Origin of the sequence: Alkalispirochaeta alkalica DSM 8900 (assembly GCF_000373545.1) — a bacterium.
Lineage (GTDB): Bacteria > Spirochaetota > Spirochaetia > DSM-27196 > Alkalispirochaetaceae > Alkalispirochaeta > Alkalispirochaeta alkalica.
This window is the reverse complement of record NZ_KB891714.1, coordinates 40,601-65,520: the sequence shown is the minus strand read 5'-3', so window position 1 is coordinate 65,520 and position 24,920 is coordinate 40,601. Positions and strand designations below refer to the sequence as shown.

The 24,920-nt window shown below is 62.5% G+C and carries 17 protein-coding genes; 13 read left to right on the top strand and 4 right to left on the bottom strand.

The window, feature by feature from the left end:
• Positions 1 to 1,976: 1,976 nt before the first annotated feature.
• On the bottom strand, positions 1,977 to 2,600 hold the full coding sequence (locus B071_RS0109100) for a restriction endonuclease subunit S (RefSeq protein ID WP_157703110.1): 624 nt from the start codon (positions 2,598 to 2,600) through the stop codon (positions 1,977 to 1,979).
• 61 nt (positions 2,601 to 2,661) lie between these two features.
• Here B071_RS0109100 and rnhA point away from each other — a divergent pair, with 61 nt between their 5' ends.
• The 10 genes from rnhA (at position 2,662) to B071_RS0109045 (ending at position 15,213) form a co-directional block, all read left to right on the top strand.
• The gene (rnhA, locus tag B071_RS0109095; protein ID WP_018526788.1) at positions 2,662 to 3,129 is read left to right on the top strand and encodes a ribonuclease HI; all 468 of its coding nucleotides are present in this window, start codon (positions 2,662 to 2,664) and stop codon (positions 3,127 to 3,129) included.
• Positions 3,130 to 3,232: 103 nt separating this feature from the next.
• Positions 3,233 to 4,747, top strand: coding sequence for a YifB family Mg chelatase-like AAA ATPase (locus tag B071_RS0109090; protein WP_018526787.1), 1,515 nt, complete (start codon positions 3,233 to 3,235; stop codon positions 4,745 to 4,747).
• Positions 4,748 to 4,767: 20 nt separating this feature from the next.
• On the top strand, positions 4,768 to 5,970 hold the full coding sequence (locus B071_RS0109085; RefSeq protein WP_018526786.1) for a S1C family serine protease: 1,203 nt from the start codon (positions 4,768 to 4,770) through the stop codon (positions 5,968 to 5,970).
• Between the two features lie 78 nt (positions 5,971 to 6,048).
• Complete coding sequence (gene uvrB / locus B071_RS0109080; protein WP_018526785.1) at positions 6,049 to 8,031, top strand: excinuclease ABC subunit UvrB; 1,983 nt, start codon at positions 6,049 to 6,051, stop codon at positions 8,029 to 8,031.
• A gap of 298 nt (positions 8,032 to 8,329) precedes the next feature.
• A complete protein-coding gene (locus B071_RS0109070; protein ID WP_438829670.1) occupies positions 8,330 to 9,859 on the top strand; it encodes a DUF445 family protein in 1,530 nt (509 codons plus the stop codon).
• Positions 9,856 to 10,959 (top strand): undecaprenyldiphospho-muramoylpentapeptide beta-N-acetylglucosaminyltransferase, encoded by a 1,104-nt coding sequence (murG, locus tag B071_RS0109065; protein WP_018526782.1) that lies wholly within the window; start codon positions 9,856 to 9,858, stop codon positions 10,957 to 10,959. Before B071_RS0109070 ends, murG begins: the two co-directional genes overlap by 4 nt.
• Positions 10,960 to 10,974: 15 nt before the next feature.
• The gene (locus B071_RS0109060) at positions 10,975 to 11,451 is read left to right on the top strand and encodes a CvpA family protein (RefSeq protein ID WP_018526781.1); all 477 of its coding nucleotides are present in this window, start codon (positions 10,975 to 10,977) and stop codon (positions 11,449 to 11,451) included.
• 1 nt (position 11,452) lies between these two features.
• Positions 11,453 to 12,652: a DNA polymerase III delta subunit-related protein gene (locus tag B071_RS16830; protein WP_018526780.1), complete on the top strand. Its 1,200-nt coding sequence runs from the start codon at positions 11,453 to 11,455 to the stop codon at positions 12,650 to 12,652.
• Positions 12,653 to 13,861 (top strand): two-component system sensor histidine kinase NtrB, encoded by a 1,209-nt coding sequence (locus tag B071_RS0109050; RefSeq protein ID WP_018526779.1) that lies wholly within the window; start codon positions 12,653 to 12,655, stop codon positions 13,859 to 13,861.
• Positions 13,858 to 15,213: a sigma-54-dependent transcriptional regulator gene (locus B071_RS0109045; RefSeq protein WP_018526778.1), complete on the top strand. Its 1,356-nt coding sequence runs from the start codon at positions 13,858 to 13,860 to the stop codon at positions 15,211 to 15,213. The genes B071_RS0109050 and B071_RS0109045 overlap by 4 nt, the downstream gene beginning before the upstream one ends.
• Positions 15,214 to 15,334: 121 nt before the next feature.
• On the opposite strand, the gene B071_RS0109040 is transcribed toward B071_RS0109045, so the two are convergent.
• Together B071_RS0109040 and asd are read right to left on the bottom strand one after the other, a co-directional pair.
• Entirely contained in the window at positions 15,335 to 16,702 is a 1,368-nt protein-coding gene (locus B071_RS0109040; RefSeq protein WP_018526777.1) for an aspartate kinase, read from the bottom strand.
• On the bottom strand, positions 16,699 to 17,751 hold the full coding sequence (gene asd / locus B071_RS0109035; RefSeq protein WP_018526776.1) for an aspartate-semialdehyde dehydrogenase: 1,053 nt from the start codon (positions 17,749 to 17,751) through the stop codon (positions 16,699 to 16,701). The genes B071_RS0109040 and asd overlap by 4 nt, the downstream gene beginning before the upstream one ends.
• Before the next feature lie 57 nt (positions 17,752 to 17,808).
• Between asd and B071_RS16825 the strand changes: the two genes are divergently transcribed.
• A complete protein-coding gene (locus B071_RS16825) occupies positions 17,809 to 20,565 on the top strand; it encodes a helicase C-terminal domain-containing protein (protein ID WP_083914750.1) in 2,757 nt (918 codons plus the stop codon).
• Here the strand turns inward: B071_RS16825 and B071_RS0109025 are convergent.
• Entirely contained in the window at positions 20,562 to 20,828 is a 267-nt protein-coding gene (locus tag B071_RS0109025; RefSeq protein ID WP_026245115.1) for a co-chaperone GroES, read from the bottom strand. The two genes, B071_RS16825 and B071_RS0109025, sit on opposite strands and share 4 nt — an antisense overlap.
• Positions 20,829 to 21,199: 371 nt before the next feature.
• Between B071_RS0109025 and B071_RS0109020 the strand changes: the two genes are divergently transcribed.
• Together B071_RS0109020 and ppdK are read left to right on the top strand one after the other, a co-directional pair.
• Complete coding sequence (locus B071_RS0109020; RefSeq protein WP_018526773.1) at positions 21,200 to 22,078, top strand: sigma-70 family RNA polymerase sigma factor; 879 nt, start codon at positions 21,200 to 21,202, stop codon at positions 22,076 to 22,078.
• 142 nt (positions 22,079 to 22,220) lie between these two features.
• Positions 22,221 to 24,890 carry a pyruvate, phosphate dikinase gene (gene ppdK, locus B071_RS0109015; protein WP_018526772.1) on the top strand — a complete coding sequence of 890 codons (2,670 nt, stop codon included), beginning with the start codon at positions 22,221 to 22,223 and terminating at the stop codon, positions 24,888 to 24,890.
• Positions 24,891 to 24,920: the final 30 nt, after the last annotated feature.

Here is a 24,920-nt window from a genome sequence, read left to right as displayed (position 1 = left end):
GAGCTCGAGCCCGAAAGCGAGGCTGAGGCGCTGGAAGAACTCGGGCCGGAGGGTGAGACAGAACCCTTGGACGAGCTGAAATCCGGGGACGATCTCGAAGCTCTGGAAGAGCTGGATGAGCTCGAGCCCGAAGACGAACCCGGGTCTCTTGCGGAGCTCGAACCCGAGGCCCTGGAAGAGCTTGACGAGCTCGAGCCCGAAGACGAACCAGAGGAACTGGAAGAATTCGGGCCGGAGGACGAGGCAGAACCTCTGGGCGAGCTGGAATCCGGGGAAGAGCCCGAGGAAGCTCCCCTGAGCCTTGACGGGCCCGCCCGGGACGACGGAGTCGAACCAGAGTCTCGCACGGAGCTTGATCTGGAGGACGAGGCAGAACCTCTGGACGAGCTGGAATCCGGGGAAGAGCCCGAGGCCCTGGAAGAGCTGGATGAGCTCAAGCCCGAAGACGAGCCCGAGGCCATGGAAGAGCTGGATGAGCTCGAGCCCGAAGACGTACCCGAGTCTCTCGCGGAGCTCGAGCCCGGGGACCTGATACCCGGACTTGAGGAAGAAAAGACCCCCCTCCCTTGTGTGAGCACTGCCGNTGATTCCCTCGCAGCAATGATTCACGAGGGCTGTACGGACCAGGGAAGCCANATCCAGGAGTTCTGGGAGACAGGTGACCGGGGGCCCCGGGGTGAATCTCCGGAAGAACTGTTCCCGATCCGCCACACGGTGCTCGAGGAAACCCTGGGAGAATCCTCCCGGGAGATTGCAGATCCGGCAGAGGAAGCCACCGATTCTGGTTCCGGGGAGCTCCCGGAGCGAGCCCCTGGCGAAGATCGTTCCGGCCACCTCGACTCCGAGGAACTGATCGAGCCTGAGGAACTGACCGACCTTGAGGAGCTAGCCGACCCCGAGGAGCTGACCGGCCTTGAAGAATTGACCGAGCCCGAGGAGCTAGCTGACCTTGAGGAACTGGATGAGCTCGATGCGGAAGAACTCGATGTGGCAGAAGATGACGGAGAAGGGGATANTGTGCTGGAGGCGGAGGAGCTTGGCCTTCCGGCGACACCCTATCTGGGAGGAAACTTCTCCTTTTCCGGTCGTGCCGTGCCGGCAACAACGGTCTTCCCCGCAAGCGGAGGGGGCTCCTCGTGGGGAAGCAACGATGATCCCGGGGCAGATCGGGGCGGACAGAGAATCGGAGGAGCATCNAGTTCCTCAGCTCACCAGACCGTAGAGCTGGAAGATTTTGTTAATCTCAACACGGTCTGGGTGGAAGTCATCGGTGAGCATGATGGTCTGGTACGGATCAAGTCCGAGGCGTACCAGGGGGACGGAACCTCTCCGGGGGGAGACCGGCATTTTCACAAGCTGGTAGACCAGATTGTCCATCATCGTCAGATGGATACCGTGGAGTCCCTCTTTGGTGGTGCCTTCGGGAATCTGAACTTTGAGGATATTCTTGAGGAGACCGGCCCTGGCCCGGGACTGCCCTTTGACCGGGGTGACGCCGCGGACACACCGCTTCGACTTGGGGGAGAAGGTTTCGAGTTCAGCGCATCTCTGGAGGAGGAAGAGGCCGGGGTCCGTCAGGTTTATCGGCAACTGGTAAAGCTCACCCGAACCTGGAACGCCCGGGCAGCGGCTATCCTGGAAATGGAAGATGATAAATCGATCACAAGCTCCTTCTCCCTGGGGCTCCCCGAGGACTGGAGCGACGGTTTTTTCCTTTCTTCTGACTCCGACCTGGCGCGGTGCATCTTCCCGTACCGGCGGGTGGTGCTCCTGAAGCAGGACCTGCGGGAATACCAGGACTTCTCAGCGGTTTCCTTCGGGCCCCAGTTCCCGCCGGTGCACAGCTGGCTTCTCTTGCCCCTGCAATCCCGCGAGCGCCAGCGGTACCTCATGGTGGGGTTTGTCCAGAAGCACAATACCCTGAAAGACCTCTGCCAGGAGACCGAAATCGTGCCCGGATCGGTCTCCGTTTCAGCTTACGCTCCCTTTCGGACAACCTCCGGAACGGCTTGATAGACTTTCAGGGCCTCCTGAAGGAGTTGCTGGCTCCGCGTGTAGAGGTCTTCCTGCTGCTCCCAGAGGCTGATAAAGTAGGCGATAAAGTCATCGGTGCAGGGGGGCAGGGGAACGCGTGCAAAGGCTTTCTTGGAGATAAGCTTGATGCTGCTCCCGTGGGAGAGCTCCCGCAGAACCCTGGTTCCGAACTCGCTTTTCATGAGCCCGTAGTAGGCGCGCCCCAGATCTCTCTGGTTTTCCCGGAAACGGACCACGAACATGTTTGTCGCGGGAATCCAGTTATCGGGACACTCCTCGGAGATGATAGTGATCTGCCCGATCGTCCCCACGGCAGTAATGAGCACATCGTAGGGCTTTACGGTATACTGCCGGGCGCGATCGGCCCGGGTGGGCAAGAAAACGGTCCGGGCGGGTTCGGGGAGATATCCGGCAGGAGGAAAATCCATGATAGATATCACGTGAAAAGGGTCGCTGCCCTGGCTTGTTTCTGACTTGAAGAGGGGAGCCCGAAGCACCTGGGCGTAGTGTGAGAGGGGCTGCCAAGTCTCTTTGTCAGATAGGTGGGTGTGTGTAGAAATTTCCATCGCACCTTTATGATAACGTTTGAATTAATTTATTGTCAATATATACTTTGGAGTTTCTGTTATGGAGAAAATAGTCATTTATACTGATGGGGGCTGCCACGGCAATCCCGGGCCCGGTGGCTGGGCGTATTACCTGATCGCCTCGGGGGGCGAGCCGGGGGATGAACAGGTGTGGTGTGATTCGGGGTACGATCCGGCCACAACGAACAACCGCATGGAACTCACAGCGGTGATACGAGGTCTCGAGGACTGCAAGGTTCGGGGTGCCCTCGGGCACTGTCTCATACGGACCGACAGTCAGTATGTTCGTCAGGGAATTACCGACTGGATTCACCGGTGGCGCCGGAACGGCTGGCGCACGGCGGCAAAGACACCTGTCAAGAATGTGGACCTCTGGCAGCGCCTCGATGCCCTGAACGAGGAGATTGCTCCCCGGTGGGAGTGGGTCAAGGGACACGCCGGGGACCACTATAACGAGGCCTGCGATCAGCTCGTGCAGAAAGCGATTGGCAGCAAGGGGCAAGCATGAATCCCCCCTGACCCTTCTTGTCTTCCCGATGGAGCGCACCGCTTCCCTGCTGGTGTGAGCTCATGGTTCCCCGGTGTGCGGCCGGGGGGATTTGGGAGGTCCCATGGTATACGGTTTTTCCCCCTGCGGCGCCCGGGGGGAGGTTGTTCGCGTCGAGGTCGATGTCCGACGGGGCCTTCCCGGTATGGATATCGTCGGTCTCCCCTCCAACGAGGTGCGCGAGTCTCGCGAACGGGTTCGGATTGCTCTGCGGAACAGCGGATTTTCCTATCCCGGAGACCGGATTCTGGTGAGCCTCTCGCCGGCGGAGATTCCAAAAACCGGTGCCGGTTTCGATCTTCCCATCGCCCTGGCGCTGCTCGCCGAGACGGGGCAGATCTCCCTGCCCGATGAGGTTCTCGCCACGGGCGAGATATCCCTTCAGGGGCGGTGTATCACCGTGCGGGGTACGCTCTCGGCGGTCCTGGCCGCCGGGGAACGCCGCATAGGGGCCGTGGTGGTGCCATCGCCGGCGCTGGAGGCTCTGCGGGGAATCGGCTCTGTGGCGGGGGAGATCTTTTCCGTCGCTTCCTTGCAGGATCTCTCGTCGGAGGGGCTCCGCCGGGTCGATCCTCCGGCGGCGGGGAAGGGGGAGCAGCCTTCCCCGGTGGGGATGGACGATATACGGGGGCAACCCCTGCTGAAACGGGCCGCTGCTCTCGGGGCAGCGGGGTTCCATAACCTTCTCTTCTTCGGCCCTCCGGGAAGCGCGAAGACTATGACCGCCAGGAGAATTCCTTCGCTGCTACCGCCTCTCTCTCCTGTGGCGTCCATGGAGGTGGCCAGGATCTATTCCATGCGNGGCCTCGAGGAAGAGCGCCCCTTCCAGGCCCCGCCTCTGAGAATTCCCCACCACGGAGCATCCCTGGAGGGCCTTCTGGGAGGGGGGCGCTTCTGTCTGCCCGGCGAGGCCAGCCTCTCACATCGGGGGATTCTCGTTCTTGATGAGGCCACGGAGTTTCGTCCCCAGGTCTTGCAGGCCCTGCGCGAACCCGTGGAGAGTCGGTCGGTTACGATCAGCCGGGCCGGCCGGATAGAGGTTTTTCCTGCGGCCTTTCAGCTCGTCATGACCAGCAACCTCTGCCCCTGCGGGCAGCTCGGCCGGAACCAGGGCCGGTGCATGTGCAGCCTTCAGGAGATATCCCGGTACTGGCGGCGAATCGGCTCGGCCCTGCTGGACCGGGTGGATCTGCGGGTGCGGACCGATTACGAGGGGTCCGCGCGGGCCGCCCCGGGCCAGGGTGAGCTACGGCTCCGCGTCCAGGCCGCTATCGAGCGTCAGCAGGCCCGATTTTCCCGATCATCGGTGAGGTTCTGCCGGGAAAATCCCAGGAACGGCCTGGTTCCTCCCGAAGGAGCGGAGGAACTCTTTCCCCTTTCCGGGGAGCTCCAGTCCTGTCTGCAGGATTCCATGCGGAGGCTGGAGCTCTCTGACCGGGCCGCCTCGTCGGTTCGCGCCGTGGCCCGGACCATCGCCGATCTCGAGGACCGCGACCCGGTAACGGCCGGGGATCTTCAGGAGGCCCTCTCGCTTCGTGCGTCCGGGGCGGACCGCTTGCTTGGCAGAGAGGTGGTCTAGTTCGTATATTTCTTCCCGTCATGCGAGGAAGAACAGGGTTTATCTATCCGGTGCTGCTTCTTGCGGCCCTCTACGGCGGCTGGCTTCTCGGGGGCGGGGGACGCGAAGGGGTGCCCCGGGAAGCACCGCGCGATCCCTCTTCCAGCGGCTCCCCGGGCGTGACCTCCTTTGATGAGTCCTCCCGGAGAGAGGTGGCCCCCCTGGTGGTCTCCGGGGACGAGTACGACGCCATCACCGTCTACGAGAAGCGCAACGAGTCGGTGGTAAACGTCAACACCGAGACGGTGGTGTACAACTGGTTCCTCGAAGCTGTCCCCCGGGAGGGATCAAGTGGCTCCGGTTCGATCATCGATTCCCGGGGGTTTGTTCTCACCAACGACCACGTCGTNGAGGGGGCCTCCCGGGTCTTTGTAACGCTCGCCGACGGATCCCGTCTTGAGGGGGACGTGGCGGGCCGCGATCCCGAGAACGACCTGGCGGTGATTCGCTTCGACCCCGGGGAGCGGGTGCTGGAACCGATCCCTTTCGGGGACTCCTCGTCGCTCCGGATCGGTCAGACCGTTCTGGCCATCGGCAATCCCTTCGGCCTTGACCGAACCCTCACGGCTGGTGTAGTCAGTGGGTTGGGACGGCCCCTGCGCGCCCGGAACAATCTGGTGATTCGCGATATGATTCAGACCGATGCGTCTATCAATCCCGGCAACTCCGGGGGCCCCCTCCTGAACCGTCAGGGCGAGATGGTGGGGGTAAACACGGCGATCTTTTCGCCCAGCGGGGGGTCCGTCGGGATCGGCTTCGCCGTTCCCGTCTCCACGGTTCGCCGGGTCGTGCCCGATCTCATCGCTCACGGTCAGGTGCGGCGGGGCTGGATCGATATCGAGCCCCGGCAGCTCTTTCCCCAGCTCGTTCAGTACGCAGGGCTGCCCGTGGACCGGGGGGTTNTGATTCACGGGGTGGATTCCGGGGGGAACGCCCGGGAGGCGGGGCTTCAGGGAGGCTCGCGCAGCCGGGCCGTGCGCTACGGCCGTACGGTGATCCATCTGGGGGGGGATATTATCGTCGGGATCGACGAGACCGCCGTGGAGACCCTGGCGAATCTCTACGAGGCTCTGGAGGACAAACGGCCCGGTGATACGGTGCGGGTCCGGTACTATCGGGGCAGGGAGCTTCACGAGACAGCGGTGGTTCTGAGCGAGCGACCCCGCCAGTATTCCTGGGATTGAGAAAATCCACGGCCCGGGGTCATGGCGTGCCCGGAGGGCCGTGCCACCTGCACCCGGTCAGAGAGGACGCAAAAGAGCATGGGAAAGTTCAAGGTAGAAGCTCCCTACGGTCCCGCAGGTGATCAGGGGAAGGCCATCGAGGCTCTCGCCCGGGGTGTGCTCCAGGGAGACGCCTTTCAGACGCTTCAGGGCGTCACGGGTTCGGGGAAGACCTTCTCCATGGCAAAGGTGATCGAAGAGGTCCAGTTGCCAACCCTGGTGATCTCCCACAACAAGACCCTGGCGGCGCAACTCTACCGGGAGTTCAGCGAGTTCTTCCCCGGGAATGCCGTGGAGTACTTTGTCAGCTACTACGACTACTACCAGCCCGAGGCCTACGTGGCGGCTCGGGACCTCTATATCGAGAAGGATGCCTCCATCAACGACGAGATCGACCGGCTCCGCCTGAAGGCGACGACGAACCTTCTGGAGCGGCCCGATGTTGTCGTTGTTTCAACGGTGAGTTGCATTTACGGCCTGGGCAGTCCCCGGGACTATCGGGACATGCGACTCCGCATCGATTGCGGGACACCCCTGGATATCCAGATGATCCGGCGCAAGCTGATCGAGCTCCAGTACGACCGGAACGACCAGATCCTGCAACGGGGGAAGTTTCGTCATCGCGGGGACACCCTGGAGATATACCCGGCCTACCTGGAAGAGGCCTACCGCATCGANCTGGAATGGGACGAGGTGGTCCGCATTCAGCGCATCGATCCTCTCTCGGGAACNTCCCAAGAGGAGATGGAGACGCTTTTTCTCTACCCGGCCAAACACTTTGTGATGCCCGAGCAGGAGATGCAGGGATCTCTGGGAAGAATCCGCCAGGAGATGGAGCTCCGGTTCCAGGAACTCCTGGATCAGGGAAAGGTGGCCGAGGCAGAGCGTCTCAAGACCCGTACGGAATACGATCTGGAAATGATGGAGGAGATGGGCTACTGCCCGGGGATCGAGAATTACTCCCGCCACCTCAGTGGCCGCGACGAGGGAGAGCGGCCCGCCACGCTGCTGGACTATTTTCCCCAGCAGTTTCTCACGCTAATCGACGAATCCCACGTGACAGTCCCCCAGATTCGCGGCATGTACGCCGGGGACAGGAGCCGCAAGGAATCCCTGGTAGCCTACGGGTTCAGGCTGCCCTCGGCCCTGGATAATCGCCCCCTGGTCTTTCCGGAGTTCGAGGCGCTCCTGGACCGGTGCATCTTTGTGAGCGCCACCCCCTCCCGCGAGGAGCTGGACCGTTCCGTTCGGGTCGTGGAACAGCTGATCCGCCCCACGGGGCTGCTGGACCCGGTCATCTCGGTGCGGCCCTCCCAGGGGCAGATCGATGATCTCTACGGGGAGATTCGTCAGCGCATAGAGAAGAATCAGCGTGTGCTGGTCACGACGCTGACCAAAAAAATGTCCGAGGATCTTACGGACTATCTGGTGAACCTGGGGTTGAAGGTCAGGTATCTTCATTCCGAGATCGAGACGATCGAGCGGGTGGAGTTGCTCACCGACCTGCGTCTGGGGACCTTCGATGTCCTGGTGGGAATAAACCTCCTCAGGGAGGGGCTGGATCTGCCCGAGGTGAGTCTGGTGGCGATCCTCGATGCCGACAAGATCGGCTTTCTCCGTTCCGCCACCGCCCTGATCCAGACGATCGGCCGGGCGGCCCGGAACGTGGAGGGCACGGTGATTATGTACGCCGACAAGCGGTCTCCCGCCATGGACCAGGCGATTAGGGAGACCGAGCGACGCCGGGCGATCCAGCAGGCCTATAACGAGGAGAAGGGGATTACTCCGGCGTCGATACAAAAGGCGGTCCAGACGATTATCGCCCGGGAGAAGGAAGAAAAGATTCGGGACGAGGAGAAACAGCTGGAGATCCTCAAGGGAAGTTATAATATACTGGTGCCCACGCAGCGGAACAAACTGATCAAGCTTCTGGAGAAGGAAATGCTGGAACACGCGAAAAACCTGGAGTTCGAACAGGCNGCTNTGCTCCGGGACGAGATAGAAAAGCTGAGGAACATGTGAAGGGGCTGGTCTTCCGGGCCGTTGCCGCTCTCTTTCCGGGAGTTCTGCCCAGAGTGCTGGCTGGAGTGCTGNCGGGAGTGATGGTTCTGGCCCCGGCGGTATCGCTCGTCTCGTGCAGGGATACACGGCCGGATCTGGAGCTTCCCCAGACGTCGGTACTGGTCAATCGTGACAGCGTGGCCCTGGTATCGGTGGAGTACGCCCGGATGCACCGGGAACCATCGATCGAGAGCCTCGTCATGGTGCACAGTCGCATGGGCGATATCCTCTTCGTTTCGGACCGCACTCCCGACGGACAGTGGTTCCTCCTGGTGGACCAGGGAAGAAAGAGCCAGGGAAGAGAAAGCCAGGAAGAAGCCGACCAGAGAAAAGAAGGCTGGGTTCACCGGGGGGATGTGGCGCTCTACATGAGCGAGGCCCAGGCGAACAATGCCCGACGCCAGTTGCGGCGACCCGGCGAGGAGTGACGGTTCCCGTGATCGCGACGATTTTTCCCTGGGCTCTTCCCGTGGTGCTGGGGGCAGCCATCGGGTACCTGACCAACAGTCTGGCCATTCGCATGCTCTTCCGGCCCCTGAGACCCGTTATGGTGTGGAAGATCCCCCTGCCCTTTACGCCGGGCGTGATACCCCGGCAACGGGGCGAGCTGGCCCGGAGCATCGCCCGCATGGTTTCCCGGGATCTCCTGTCCCGGGAGGTGCTGGACCAGCGGTTTTCGGCGGGGTCCTTCCGGTCGGGGCTGGAGGGCGCGCTCTCCCGGGGGGTAGGGGCCCTCTCTTCCATGCCCCTGGTCAGGGTGACAGAGAAAATTCGGGCAGAACAGCTCCTTCGGCAGCTCGACAATCGGGCCATGGAGTTCCTCGAGGGCGATGCCGGCCGCTCCCTGCGCGAGAACCTCGCCCGGCGAGCCGCCCGGTGCCTCTCGGCCAGNGCTGCGGATATCGCCCCCCTTCTTCTGGAGGAGTTCTCCGGGGTCAAACCCCTGGAGAGGATCTCNCCGGAGAGGGCGGGGCTCCTGGTGGACGCCTGNTGGCCCGATGTGGCCCGGGCAGCGGAAGCGCTTCTCCAGCGCCAGNAGGTCCGGCACGAGCTGGCCCGGCGTGTGGAGGGGCTCCTCTCCTTCGCNCTGGATCAACTCAATCCCCTGCAGCGTNTGCTGGTGGTGACGGTACAGTACGACCGNCAGCTGGCAGAGATGNCGCCCCTCCTGGTAGAGCGGATTATCGGAGAGACCCAATCCTTTGTGGAGAGCGGGGCCTGNCGGGAAATGGCGAAGGGGGCCCTGATCCGGTGGGTAGAAGAACACAGGGGGAGCACCGGCAGNGATCTTCTCCCGGGAGATTCGGNCGCCGAGGTTTTCCTCGTTCTCGGTGAGTCCCTTGAAGAGGCCCTNGGGGATTCCGATCGTCTGGCCTCGTGTCTGGAGCGTCACCTTCAGGCCCTTCCCGGCCGTGTCGCTCGTCCTGATCCCGTGGCCGGCAGGGAGACTCCCTGGGTCCGGGCCCTTCTCGCCTGGATCGGGCGTCGCGGGCAGGTCCCGCTGGGAGAGGTTTTTCCCGTACTCCACCGGCGAGAGAGGCTCATCAGCCGATGGGGAGCCCGGAGGATTCAGGGCCTTCTCCGAAGCGTGACCCGGGAAATCCTGGACCACCTGGACGTGGAAGAGCTGGTGGTGAGCCGTATCGACAGCCTTGAGGTCGAGCGGGTGGAGTCCCTGCTGATGGACATCATCCGCAGGCATTTGCGCTGGATAAATGTTTTTGGGGCCTTCCTGGGGGCGGTGATAGGTGCTTCCCAGGTTCTGCTCCGTCTTATGGAGGTTGTGTGAGCACCATTGTCTTTACCGGTGGCGGTACGGGGGGCCACGTTTACCCGGGACTTGCCGTGTACCGGGAACTTCCCCGGGAGCAGCAGGAGCGGGTTCTCTGGATCGGATCCCGTCGGGGGATCGAGCGGGGGATCGTCGGCGACCAGGGCATCCGCTATCGGGCTATTCCCACGGGCAAGCTGCGCCGGTATTTTGATCTACAGAACTTCCTCGATCTCTTTCGGGTAGCGGCGGGGTTCTTCGTGGCGTTCTGGATTCTCAAGCGCGAAGGGGCCCGCCTGGTTTTTTCCAAAGGGGGCTTTGTGGCCGTCCCCGTGGTCGCGGCAGCCCGCGTGGCCGGGGTGCCCGTGGTGATCCACGAGTCCGATGCTGACCCTGGTCTGGCAACCCGGCTGACGGCACCGCTGGCGCAGGTGATCTGTCTTCCCTACGAGGAATCGATCCAGGCCTTCTCTCCGTCCCTGCAGAAACGGGCGGTGGTTACGGGGAACCCCGTGCGGGAAGAGTTTTTTTCTGCTTCTGCGCGGGACGCGCTCTCCCTGGCGGGGCTTCACGACGAGGGAGGGCCCGTGGTGTTTGTTACGGGAGGTTCTCTGGGTGCCCGTCAGTTGAACCAGTACGTGGGGGAACAGATCGGGCCGCTCACGGAGATGGCCACGGTGATACACCAGACGGGAGAGCACGGAGCTGATATGATCCAGGAGATCGCTGCCGCGGCCCGGCCGGGCCGGTATGCGGGGTTTCCGTCCCTCTCCGGGGAGTTTGCCCCCCTTCTGCGGAGAAGCGATCTGGTGATATGCCGGGCCGGGGCGGGGGCAATCTGGGAGCTGGCCGTGACGGGGACCCCGGCGGTGCTGGTTCCCCTCAGCTCGGCCTCCTCGCGGGGCGATCAGGAACGGAACGCCGCACGCTACGCTGCCTCCGGAGCCGCCCTGGTCTTCTCGGAAGACCAGGGCGGCTCCGAGGCGTTGCTTCTGATGGTGCAGACCCTTCTCCAGGACCCCGCCCGGCGGGAGTCCATGGCCCGGGCTGCCCGGGCCTTTGCCGGAGACAACAGCGCCAGGAGCATTGCGGGAATAATCGGGCNCATTATAGAATAGCTATGGAGAGGAGCAGTGGTGGATTTATCGGGTCTTGATATCGTCTTTTTGATCATCATCGTCTTTCTCGCCCTTCGGGCAGCCTTCCGGGGGTTTGTCCGGGAGTGTCTGTCCATGGCTGCCGTCATCCTGGGGATCGGAGTGGCCGTGATCTTTTCCGGGGTCGTGGCCGTCTACGTTCAGCCCTGGACCGGTTCCGGCGCCTGGTCGCAGGTGCTCTCCTTCCTGGGGCTCTTTCTCCTGGTATATCTGGTGGTAAAGATCTTCGAGAGCGCCCTGGACCGTCTCGTGGAGAAGATCCATCTGGAAAGTCTGGATCGCGCCCTGGGATTCTTCCTGGGGATCGCCGAGGGGATTCTGCTTTCCTTTGTGCTGGTGNTGATCCTCCAGCTCCAGCCCGTCTTCGATGCCCGGGCGATCATCGCAGAGAGTCTCATGGCTCAATTTCTCCTGCCTCTGCTCCCCTACGCAGAGCGGCTGATCAGCGGATAGGATGTTCGAAAACGCGCTCGGCCTGGAGACCGTCACCGGTGAGCTCGCCCGGGAGATTAGCCGGGGTGAACTGCCTCCGGCGATCCTGCTGGCGGGGCCTCGCTACGGGGGGAAATCAACGCTGGCTCTGGAGATTGCCCGGGGGCTCTCGTGCCGTCAGGGGGGGGACTGGAACTGCCGGTGCCATTCCTGCGGCCTCCATCGAACGCTCTCGCATCCGGGGCTGGTCTGTGCCGGGCCCCGCTATTTTGATCTGGAGATCGCCGCCGCCCTGGAAGCCTACCGGCGGGAACCCCGGGGGGGCACGCTCTTCCTTCTGATCCGGGCGGTCCGCAAGGCCACCCGGCGCTTCGATTCGGCCCTCTGGAGCGAGACCCGTCTCAAGAAGATACTGCCTGCCCTGGAACCGGTAGAGGCGATCCTCCAGGAGATGGAGCCNCCCCCGGGGTCGGTGGAGGTCCCGCCGGAGGGTGTTTCCGGGGCCACGCTCAAGAAACTCGAGGCTGCCCTGGTCCGGTTCCAGCGGGCTCTTCCCCACGANCTGGTCCCGGTGGATCTGGTGCGGGCTCTGGCGGCCTGGTCCCACGTGAGCAGCTCCGACGGTGTGAAGGTGGCGATCATCGAGGAGGCCCATACCCTTCAGGAGAGCGCCCGGAACAGCCTGCTCAAGCTTCTGGAAGAGCCCCCCCGGGGGGTGTATCTGGTACTCACTACCTCGCAGCGCAGCGCCGTGATCCCCACGCTTCTCTCCCGGTTNCGCACCTATTACCTTCCTGACCGTCCCCGGCATGTCCAGGATCGGGTGCAGGAAATGATCTTCCGGCAGAACTCCGGTGAGTATCCCTCGCTGGCCTCCTTCTTCCGGGCTTCCGGGGGGGGAGATGCCGCCCTGCGTCGTGATCTGGTGGAGCGGGCCGTGGACTGCGCCCTTCGGGGGGAGGTCGAGGGCGAACTTCTGGAGGCTCTTGGCAGGGAATACGCCCAGGGGAGCGCNGCCACCAGCAGCCATCTCTTTTTCGAGGAGTTCTCCGAGGTCGCCCGGGACCGCCTCCGAAGAGCCTCCCCCGGNGAGCTGCCTCGCCTGCAGCGCTGGGGACCGCTCCTTCGTGCCTATCGTTCCCGCATAGAGATCAGAAACATGCATCCCGTAACCACCATCACGGGATTTCTGCTGGCCATTCAGGGAAGTCAGGGGGCGTAAATGCGCGGCTTGGTGAAGCGGGCTCTGGAAAAAATATCGAAACTGGACAACGAGCAGATTGAACAGCTCCTGGTGGTGATGGCCGAGGAGAACGAGCGTCTTGCCGTGACTCTGGACTCCATGAGCGACGGGGTATTAATCACCGATCCCGCGCATCGTCTGGTCCTGGTCAACAAGGCGGCAGAGCGNATGATCCCCCTGGCCACGGGCAAGCCCATGGGAGAACGCTTCCTCTGGGACGTGATTCTGGATCGGGATATCGCCACCTTCACCGAAGCGATCCTCTCCCGGGAAGATACCGCATCGGATCAGGAGTTCGCCCTGGATCACGGAGGGGACACCCGCATTCTGAGCTGCAGCATTCTCCCCATGGTGAAGGACGGCCACGTGAGGGGGAATATTCTCCAGGTGGTGGATATCTCCGAGAAAAGAACCCGCGAGGCCCGGCTCCGGCGGGCCGAGAGNCTCGCCAGCCTTACCACCCTGGCGGCAGGTGTGGCTCACGAGATAAAAAACCCCCTGGGATCGATTGGTATCCACGCCCAGCTTCTGGAGAAGAGCGTGGCCTCCCTGGATTGTTCCGATTCCAGGGTCATGAAGGAATATCTGGAAGTCATCAGCGAAGAGATCGAGCGGCTGAACCGCATCGTGGTGGACTTCCTCTTTGCGGTGCGCCCCATGGATACCCAGCTGGAGCCGGCCGACCTGAACCAGCTCTTGGAGGAACTCCTTAATTTTCTGCGCTACGAGCTGGAAGAAGGGGGNATCAAGCTGGAACGCGATCTCGACCCGGGGGTCCCCGAGCTGGATCTGGACCGACGCTACTTCAAGCAGGCCCTTCTGAACATCGTGAAAAACGCCATGAGCGCCATGCCCCAGGGGGGCACACTGCGGGTCATTACCCAGGTCCGGGGAGACGAGGCGATGGTTCGTATCAGCGATACCGGCCTGGGGATGTCCCCCGAAGTCCTGGAGAAGATCTTCGAGCCCTATTTTACTACCAGGGATTTCGGCAGCGGGATCGGACTGACCCTGGTGTACAAGGTGGTGAAAGAACATATGGGCGATATCTCTGTCCACTCCCGGGAGGGCCAGGGTTCCACCTTCAGCATAACCCTGCCCGTGCCCCAGCGGGAGCAGCGGCTGATCACCTGGGACGGCCAGCCCGTCCCCGGGGTCGACGAGCCAGCGGGAGGTTCCGGACCATGAAGTTCAACGTTCTCATCGCCGATGACGAAAAAAACATCCGGACAGGCCTGGGCAAGGCCCTGGAGATAGACGGCTACGCCGTCTTCCTGGCAGCCGACGGCCAGGAGGCCCTGGAAATTATCGAAGGCGAAGAGGTCGACCTGGTGATCGCCGACCTGAGAATGCCCCGCCTGCCGGGAGAGGAGCTGCTCCGCCGGGTTGTCCAGAACTACCCCACCGTGCCGGTGATCATTCTCACGGGCCACGGGACGATCGAAACCGCCGTGCAGGCCATGCGTGACGGGGCCTACGACTTCCTGACCAAACCGGTATCGCTGGATCGGCTCTCCCTCCTNGCCCAGCGGGCCCTCTCCTCGCGGGAGCTGGTACTACAGCACCGCCAGCTGCAGCAGGAACTCGAGCAGCACAGAAAGACCTCGGAGATCATCGGAAAGAGCACCGCCATGCAGCGCCTCNTGGACGTGATCCGCCAGGTTGCTCCCACCAAAGCCTCGGTTCTCATCACCGGCGAGAGTGGCGTGGGAAAGGAGCTCGTGGCCGATGCGATCCACCGCCTCTCGGACCGGGCAGAACGGTCGCTGATCAAGGTTCACTGCGCGGCGCTCTCGGAATCCCTGCTGGAAAGTGAGCTCTTCGGACACGAAAAAGGGGCTTTCACCGGTGCGATCGGACGGAAACGGGGGCGTTTCGAACTCGCCAACGCCGGAACGATCTTTCTGGACGAGATCGGAGAGATTAACCAGAGTCTGCAGATCAAGATTTTGCGGGTTCTCCAGGAGAAAGAGTTCGAACGAGTGGGCGGGGAAGAGACGGTGAGCGTGGACGTCAGAATCGTCTCGGCCACGAACCGGGACCTGCGCAGGGAGATCGAAAAAGGGGCCTTCCGGGAGGATCTCTTCTATCGCCTGAACGTGGTGAACATCCATGTCCCCCCGCTGCGGGAGCGGAAGGAAGATATTCCCCTGCTGGTGGCCTCCTTTGTGAAGGAGTTCGCCCGGGAAAACAACAAGGCCGTGGAGGGGGTCGATGTACGGGCCCGATCGGCCCTGCACGGCTACTCCTGGCCGGGGAATATTCGGGAGTTGCGTAACAGCATAGAGAGCGCCGTGGTGATGTGCAAGGGATCGATTATCACCCTGGAGGACCTGCCCCCCGCTATCAGCCAGGTCGAGGATGGGGGGGATTCCGTCCGGGTTCCCCTGGGGAGCACCATGGCCNGGGCCGAACGGGAGATCATNCGGGCNAANCTGGCTCACCACAAGGGAAACAAGACGCGCACCGCCGAGACCCTCGGTATCGGCAGNAAAACCCTGCACCGCAAGATCAGCGAGTACGGTCTCGACCAGGAGTAGGGGAGGGGCTGACCGGCTCTCCTTCAGGGGGAACCCGGCGCCCCGGTGCGGCTCGGAGGGTTTTTCCAGGAGGGCAGCCCTTCAGGAGAGCTGCCTTTCAGGAGGGCCTCCCGGCCTCTCTTCAGGCCGGGGTAAAGAACCGCCGGTGGATCTCCTTCATGACCGGGTCCAGCTGGTCCTGGGGAATTACCAGGGAGAGGTTCGTCTCGGAGGAGCCCAGGCTGATCATCTCTACCCCGGCGGGTTCGGAGAAGACCGAGGCCACAGAATCGAAAACNTCGCGTATCCGNTCCGGACTCTTCCACATACCCTCTCCCACCAGGGAGAACACCGCCTTGTCGCGGTCGACCTGGACAGACCCCAGAATTGCCAGCTCCTGGAGGAGTGCCGGTGGCGGATCGGGGAGGTCCAGGGAGACCGACACCGAGACCTCGCTGGTGGCGATCAGGTCCACGCTCACCCGGTTCGTCTCGAAGACGCGGAACATGCGGCTCAGGAATCCCCAGGTATTGAGCATGCGGCTTGAAAAGACGGTGATGATCGTCACGCCCCGGCGACCTGCGATCGCGCGGAGNCCCGCCCGGGAGGGGCTTCGCAGGATTCTCGTCTTGGGCCCCCCGGGGTTGTGGGTGTTGCAGACCAGCACCGGGATATCCCGTTCAACCGCNGGAACCAGCGTGGCCGGGTGAATCACCCGGGCGCCGAAGTAGGCAAGTTCGGCAGCCTCGCTGTAGCTGATCTCGGGAATGGTCCGGGCCGAGGAGACCACCCGGGGATCGGAGGTCATGATGCCGTCCACGTCGGTCCAGATCTCGACCTGCTCGGCCTCCAGGGCCGCTCCGAAGATGGTGGCGCTGAAGTCGGAACCGCTCCGGCCCAGNGTGGTGGTTACCTCATCGCTGGTGGAGCCGATGAACCCCTGGGCGATGTAGAGGTGNCCCGGACGGGGTGAGACGCGGGATGTGATNCGCCGGGTCGTCTCGGCCAGGTCGGGCCGGGCAGCGCCGAAGTCGGNGCTGGTGAGCACCAGTTCCCGGCTGTCCAGCAGGGTCGCCGGGATGCCCCGGGCCCGGGCCGCNGCAGCGATTATGGTGGTAGAGAGAAGTTCTCCGAAGGCGAGCAGGGNATCCCGGGAGCGGGGGCTCGCCTCGTGGACCAGCCCCATGCCCTCCACCAGCACGGCCAGGTCATCCAGGAGTTCCTCGAGCCGGGCCTTCCAGGGCNCGGCCTCGTCCGGATCAAGCGAGCTGGTTGCCTGTTCCAGGGCCTCCCGATGGGACGAGGTGAGTTCTTCCAGAAGGGCCTGGGCAGTCGCAACCTGGCCCTCCACCGAGGCCCGGGCGATCCCGATGAGGGTATCGGTGACCCCGGCCATGGCAGAACTCACCAGCAGGGGCGCCTGGTCCAGGCGCTCCTCGGCGATCTTCAGGGTGTTTCCTATCCAGTGAGCGTCCTTGACGCTGGTACCGCCGAATTTCAGGACGATCACGGGCGGTCGTCCAGAAGGCCCTGGGCCAGGAGGGCCTCGGCGTTGAGGATCGCCGCCCCGGCGGCGCCGCGCACGGTGTTGTGCCCCAGGATAACCATCCTGATGCTCCCGATGGGGTCCCTGCGAACCCGCCCGATCACGGTGGACATGCCCTGGTTNCACCAGACGTCCCGCGCGGGCTGGGGCCGGTCCTGATNGGGAAGAACCACCAGGGGCTGGCTGGGTGCCGAGGGAAGGTTCATCTCCTGGGGAAGGCCCCGCCAGGACGAGAGGGTCCGGATGACCTCCTCGGGCGAGGGGTCCACCCCCGAGGGGAACTTGACGGTCACCGTTTCCAGGTGGCCGTCCACCACGGGTACGCGGGTACAGGTAGCGCTCACACAGAAGGGCGCGGGAGTAATTCCCTTGTCCGTGAGCGTTCCCAGAATTTTCTGGGCCTCCTGCTCCACCTTTTCCTCCTCCCCCCCGATGAAGGGGACTACGTTCCCCAGAATGTCCAGGGAGGGAACGCCGGGGTATCCGGCCCCGCTTATCGCCTGGAGGGTTGTAACCTGCACCCACTCGATCCCGTAGGTCCGGTACAGCGGCGCCAGAGCCATGGCAAGAAACATGGTGGAGCAGTTGGAGTTTGTGATGATCGCCCCGCTGCGGCCCTGGCGGTGGATCAGCTCGAAATGATCGGGGTTGATCTCGGGGATGACCAGAGGTACATCGGGGGCCATGCGGTAGTTGCTGGAATTGCTGATTACCACGTGGCCGGCTCTGCTGTAGCGATCCTCCACCTCCCCCGCCACGGAACTGTCCAGCCCCGAGAAGAGCAGGGGTGCCGTGAGGGTAGAAGAGGTATCCTGAACGGTCATGGTGGCAACCGCAGGAGGGATCGGGACATTCTGTTTCCACGAGGTGGCTTCGTGGTAGGGCTTGCCCGCGCTGCGGGGGCTCGCCACGAGCTCGACGATCTCAAATTGCGGGTGATCCTGCAAGAGGGTGATAAACTTCTGTCCTACGGTGCCCGTTGCACCCAGGATCGCTACGGGAGTTCTCTTCATGGGCTGATCGTATGGCAGGTGAAACTCTACTGTCAACAGAGGTGCCAGGGAACAGCGATGTCAGACAACAGAGGTGCCAGAGAACAGCGATGTCAGACAACAGAGGTGTTAACAGAGGCCCGAAAGGTGGTACACTTCTGGTCAGTGAGTTCACAGATTCAGGACCGCCTTGGGGTCGCCGCCCAGATGGCGCTGCGCACAGAAATACTCCGCGCCCAGGGTCAGGAAATTGTATGTATCGGCCACCCCGACCGGACGGGGCGGATCGCGCGGATAGAGGTCTGCGCCCGGGGTAACTACTCCAGCGTTGCCGCTGCGGGAATCGATCTGTGCGAACCGGGCGACATGATTATCCATAACCANCCCTCGGGGAATCTCAGCCCCAGCGACGCCGACGTAGCCGTCTCGGCCAGGCTCGCCGGCTACGGGGTGGGNTCGGCGATTGTGGACAACCAGGTGAGCGCCATCTACGTCCTGGTAGAGCCCGTNCCACCCCGGGAGATTCGGCCCATCGATGCTGACGAACTCCAGGATATCCTCGCTGACCAGGGGGCGATGGCAGCGCTTTTGCCCGGCTTCAGGGAACGGCCCAGCCAGAAAGAGATGCTCCNTCAGGTTGCCCGGGGGTTTAACGAATCCCTGGTGGTGGTGGCCGAAGCGGGTACGGGCGTGGGCAAGTCCTTCGCCTACCTGCTCCCGGCCGTGGCCTGGGCTGCCCAAAACGGAGAACGGGTCGTGATAGCCACGGCCACCATCACCCTCCAGCAGCAGCTCCTTGAACGGGATCTGGTGCTGGTGCAGCGGGCCCTGGGGACAGACCTCAAGACAGCCCTGGTAAAGGGGCGGGGGAACTATCTCTGCCACCGCCGCCTCGACGAGCGTCTCGAGGAGGCCGAGCTTTTTGATGACCGGGAGACGATCCAGGCGATCCGGGAGTGGTCCCTGACCAGCCCCGAGGGGTCCAGGAGCGATCTTCCCTTTCACGTGAGCGACGAACAGTGGAACCGGGTGAACAGCGAGGCCGACACCTGCTGTGCCCTGCGCTGTTCCCGCAGGGAGGGCTGTTTTGTTCTCCGGGCGCGGCAGCGTGCGGCCGGNGCCTCCCTGCTGGTGGCGAATCATCACCTCCTCTTCAGCGATCTGGCGGTGCGCAGCGCCGGGGTGGGGTGGGACGCCACGGCGATTCTTCCTCCCTTTTCCAGACTCGTCCTCGACGAGGCGCACAACCTCGAGCGGTCGGCCACATCCTTCTTCTCGCACCAGACCAGCGGTATTGCCCTGCTTCGGCTGGGCGCCCGGGTGCTGCGAACCCGCCGGGGGCGGCGGTTCGGGCTGCTGGAACGGGTGGTTCCCCTGGGGGCCTCCGCTCAGGGAATCGCCAGAGCCGAGGCATCTCTCCAGAGAGTGCGCGACGAGGCCTCGCGTCTGAACGCGGGGCTCCTGGCCTTTCTGGGAACAGAGAACTCCTGGCGCCTTGTGGAGAAAGAGGNCGATCGTCTGGCGGACCATCTGGGCGGCGTCCTCTTTGATGCCCAGAAGGCAGTGCTGGCCGTGGCGGAAGATCTGGCCTCGATTATCCGGGAGATTCCCGAGAACCTTCGGGAGGAGCCCCCCCTGATAGAACTGGCCTCGACGATCCGGCGTTTTGAGGAGGTCTCGGCCCTCTGCGAGCGGTTCGCCGCAGCGGAGATCGAGGCAGACTGGATCCTCTGGATGGACCGGCGCCGGGACAGCCGGGGGGAACCCTTCGTGGCGCTCTGCAGCACTCCCCTGGATATCCGCGAAGTCATGGAAGAATCGCTCTTTCAGCCCCACGAGACGGTTGTTCTCACCAGCGCTACCTTGAGCGTGAACGGAAGCTTCCTCTTCTGGGGCAAACGCCTGGGCGTACCCCTCGATCAGGGAGAATCCCTGCAGGGACTCTTCCCCTCGCCCTTCGACTATCCGAACCGGGTGATGCTGGCCGTCCCCTCCGACGCGCCCGCCCCGGAGAGCCCCGACTACGGCCGTTATCTGACGGTGTTGATCCCCCGGTTAATCAACGCTTCCCGGGGAGGGGCGCTCGTGCTTTTTACCTCCTATCGACAGCTCGAACTGGTGTACCAGGCCGTGGCACCCGATCTGGAAGCGCGGGGGTTCTCCTGTTACCGTCAGGGGAGCGAGGACCGGTCCCGCCTGCTGGAGCAGTTCCGCTCCGATCTGGCCAGTGTGCTCTTTGCAACCGACAGCTTCTGGGAGGGGGTCGATGTGCCCGGAGAATCGCTGCGACTGGTGGTTGTCTGCCGCCTTCCCTTCAGGGTTCCCACAGAGCCGGTGCAGCTGGCCCGGGCCGAAGCGGTGGTCGAGGCAGGGGGGAACGCCTTTTTCGAGCTGAGCCTGCCCCAGGCNGTAATGAGGCTGAAGCAGGGCTTCGGGAGGCTCATGCGTCAGGCCGACGATTACGGAGCTGTGGTGGTGGCCGACGCCCGGATGGTGCGCAAGCGCTACGGCTCTTTCTTCTGGGANAGCCTGCCCCCGGCACGTCCTCTGGTCGCTCCGGGCGAGGAGGTCGTCGAGGAAGTGCAGTCCTTTCTGGGAGCGCACGGGTCTGCAAAGGATGCTTCTTCTTCCGTGAATGCCCGTTCTCCCGCGAAGGCCCGGGGAGGAAGGCAGCCAGACGATTCGGCGCAGCCCGGCACCCCGATGCAGCCCGGCACCCCGATGCAGCCAGACGATCCTCTGCGGCCAGACGATCCGGTGCCGCTGGCGGCGGAGCAAAAAAAATCCCTCCGTGAACCGGAGGGATACGAAAAACTGGCTCCTCAGGAGGGTTAGGAGACCACTGCCAGGATATCACCCATGGAAAGAATCAGGTGATCCTCGCCGTCGATCTTGATCTGGGTTCCGGCGTACTTGTCGAACATGACACGGTCTTTCTCTTTTACCTTGATCTCGTCCTTGTCGTCACCCACGGCGACAACCACGGCGATCTGGGTCTTCTCCTGGGCGGTCTCGGGAATGAAGAGCCCTCCCTTGGTCTTTTCCTCTTCCTTTTCCATCTTCACAAGCACTCGATCGCCTAACGGTTTAACAGTCATGCTGTCCTCCTGTAATTCTATGTGTGTATAATTCTGTGGAGAAAATATCCGCTCCGAAATATACCGACGGACCGACGCGGGGTCAAGAAAAAACGGTTCTCTACCGGGTTTTCTCCGATAGAGGGGCGAAATCACCCCGGTGAGACCGCTTTTTCCCACCCCGGGGGNCAGAGTGGGCCAAAAAAACCCGCTTTTTTACCCCGNACCGGGGCATGTGTCAAAATGCCCCATCGCCGGAATTAGAGGTCCCCGGGGCAGGAGTGGCTCCTGCTTCTGTAACTCCTTTCTGTGAATAAAATTACGTGCCATATTCCTGTTTTCTGATAAATTGGCATGGAAATTGCTTTATATCTTTCAGGAGGCAATAGGATATGACAGCAACAGCAAGAAAGAATACGACCTTGAACACCGCTCCTCGTGATGACGAGAACGTGCTCTCCATATATCTGAAAGAGATCAACCGCATACCTCTCCTCACCCGGGAAGAGGAAGTGGAACACGCCCGGCGCGTAGCCGCTGGCGACGAGGCCTCCAAGGAGGTGCTGATCAACGCAAACCTCCGCTTCGTGGTGAACGTGGCAAAAAAATACCAGAACCAGGGCCTTCCCCTCTCGGATCTCATAAGCGAGGGTAACATCGGTCTTATGAACGCCATTGACCGCTTCGACGTAGAGAAGGGGTATCATTTCATCTCCTACGCCGTCTGGTGGATTCGCCAGGCGATCCTCAAGGCGATCTGCGAGAAATCGCGCATGATCCGGTTGCCCCTGAACCGGGCTAACGAGCTGGTGCAGATCGAGAAGGTTCGCAAGGAGATCACCGGCACCAGGGGAGAGGAGGCGGAGCTGCGCGAGATCGCCCGTACTCTGGATATGACCCCCGAGCACGTGGCCGATCTGGTGGGAATCTCNCGGGACATGATCTCCCTGGAGACACCGGTNTACAACGAAAAAGACTCCTCCATGCTGGGGGACTTCATCGAGGACAAGCAGTACGTCCAGCCCGAGGCACTCATGATCGAGCGGGCGCTCAAAACCGATATCGACAGGGTTCTTACCACCCTCACCGAGAAAGAGGCCGATATCATACGCTTCCGCTTTGGCCTGAACGGACGAAGCCCCCTCTCCCTGAAGGAGATCGGCGATCGTTACGGCCTTACCAAGGAACGCATCCGCCAGATCGAGAAGAAGGCCCTGCGGCAGCTTCAGAATCCCCGGCGGGCGCAGTATCTGGAATCCTACGTGGCCTGATTCCGGTTCTCCGGCGGGCCAGCCGAACACACCGGGAACCCCCTGTCAAATCAGACGTTGACAGCAGGGGTTCCTTTCGTTTACTGTTGCAATTGTATCAAGCGTTTTGTGCAACCATTACATTCCAGGGGGAAATTTTTTCATGGCAGAGAAGAACGTCTATTTTTTTGGTGGTGGAAAGGCCGAAGGCACCGCAGACATGCGGGAGCTCTTGGGCGGAAAGGGAGCAAACCTGGCGGATATGTCCAGCGCGGGTGTTCCCGTACCGGCAGGGTTCACGATTTCTACGCGGGCTTGTGCAGCCTACTACGAGAACAACAAGGAGCATCCCGAGGCCCTGAAGAAAGAGGTGGCAGAGCACCTGGCCCGCCTGGAAGAACTCATGGGCAAGAAGCTCGGCGATGGCACCGATCCCTTGCTGGTCTCGGTTCGATCGGGCGCCGCTGCCTCCATGCCGGGAATGATGGACACCGTCCTGAACCTTGGAATGAACGATAAAGCTGTCGAGGGGCTGGCCAAGGTCTCCGGCAACGAGCGCTTTGCCTGGGACGCCTACCGCCGCTTTCTCCAGATGTTCGGCGACGTGGTAAAGGGCTGCGACCACGAGAAGTTCGAGGAAGCCCTCAACTCCGTCAAGGCGGCAAAGGGTGTGGAAGAGGACCTGGACCTGGACACGGAGGACCTCAAGAAGGTCGTCGAGAAGTACAAGGCCGTCTACCGCGACCACGTGGGAACAGACTTNCCCCAGGACCCGGTGGAACAGCTCTGGGGCTCCATCAACGCCGTGTTTGACTCCTGGCACAACCCCCGGGCCGAAAAATACCGGAAACTCAACAACATCAAGGGCCTCATCGGAACGGCTGTGAACGTCCAGTCCATGGTCTACGGAAACCTGGGGGACACCTCCGGAACGGGTGTGTGTTTCACCCGCGACGCCTCCACGGGAGAAAACTACTTCTACGGTGAGTACCTGATGAACGCCCAGGGCGAGGACGTGGTGGCCGGTATCCGGACACCCCAGCCCCTGCAGACCCTGGCTGACGCCAACCCTGAGATCTACAAGCAGCTCGACGACATCCGGTCCAAGCTCGAGAAGCACTACCGGGACATGCAGGATCTGGAGTTCACCATCCAGCAGGGAACCCTGTACATCCTCCAGACCCGGAACGGAAAGCGCACCGGTCTTGCCGCAATCAAGATCGCCGTGGACATGGTCGCCGAGGGGCTNATCACAAAGGAAGAGGCCGTGAACCGGGTAACCCCGGAGCAGCTCGATCAGGTGTTCCACCCCATGATCGACCCCGCAGCCCGCAAGAGCGCCCGCGTTATCGCCAAGGGACTCAACGCGTCCCCCGGTGCAGCGGCCGGTGAGATCGTCTTCACCGCCGACGAGGCCGAGGACTGGGTAAAGAACAAGGGCAAGAAGGTTCTTCTGGTTCGCCGCGAGACCAGCCCCGAGGATATCGGTGGTATGCACGTGGCCGAGGGAATCCTCACCTCCACCGGAGGAATGACCAGCCACGCCGCCGTTGTGGCTCGTGGAATGGGCAAGCCCAGCATCGTCGGGTGTAAGGCCCTGCAGATCGACCACGCAAAGAAAACCCTCACCATCGAGGGCAAGGTCTACCAGGAAGGTGATTTCTTCACCATGGACGGTACCGCCGGTGAGGTCTTCGAGGGGNCGCTTCCCCTGATCAAGCCCGAGCTCAAGGGTGAACTCGACGAGTTCCTCGCCTGGGCCGACGAGATCCGCGCCACGGCGAACCGCCCCGGTCTGACCGACCAGGTCTTCAAGATCCGNACCAACGCCGACACCCCCGGTGACGCNNCNGTTGCCCGCAACTACGGAGCCCAGGGAATCGGNCTGTGCCGGACGGAGCACATGTTCTTCGAGGAAGACAAGATCGCGATTTTCCGGGAAATGATCGTTGCCAAGGATGTTGAGTCCCGGAAGAAGGCCCTGGCCAAGCTGATGCCCCTGCAGAAGAAAGACTTTGTCGGCATCCTGGAGGCCATGGCTGGCCTGCCCGTCACGATCCGGCTCCTGGATCCCCCCCTTCACGAGTTTGTTCCCCACGAAGCTGCCCAGATCGAGCAGCTCGCCAAGAACACCGGCGTGAGTGTGGATGAGCTGAAGCGCAAGATCGAGTCGCTCCACGAGCTGAACCCCATGCTGGGTCACCGCGGGTGCCGTCTGGGCATCACCTATCCCGAGGTATACGACATGCAGGTCGAGGCGATCATGTCCGCCGCTGTGGAAGTTGCCAAGAAGGGAATGGAAGTGGAGCCCGAGATCATGATCCCCCTGGTGGGCACGGTGAAGGAGCTGTCGATCCTGAAGGCCAACGCCGAGAAGGTGATCGCCCGGGTCTTTGAGGAGGCAGGTGCTACCGCTCCCTACAAGATCGGTACCATGATCGAGATTCCCCGGGCCGCCCTCACGGCGGACGCGATTGCCCAGGAGGCAGAGTTCTTCAGCTTCGGGACCAACGACCTGACCCAGATGGCCTTCGGCTACAGTCGGGACGACGTGGGAACCTTCCTGCCCCAGTACGTGGAGGACGAAATCCTGGAGGATGATCCTTTCGCGGTGCTGGACCAGACCGGTGTAGGCCAGCTGGTAGAGATCGGTGTAGAGCGCGGCCGGAAGGCCCGCCCGGACCTGAAGGTCGGTATCTGCGGCGAGCACGGTGGAGAGCCCAGCTCGGTAGAGTTCTGTTACCGGACCGGTCTCAACTACGTGAGTTGTTCCCCGTACCGGGTGCCCATCGCGCGCCTTGCGGCGGCTCACGCGGTGCTGAAGAACCGCTGAGACTATTCGTCTTAATCCTTCGTAATCAGG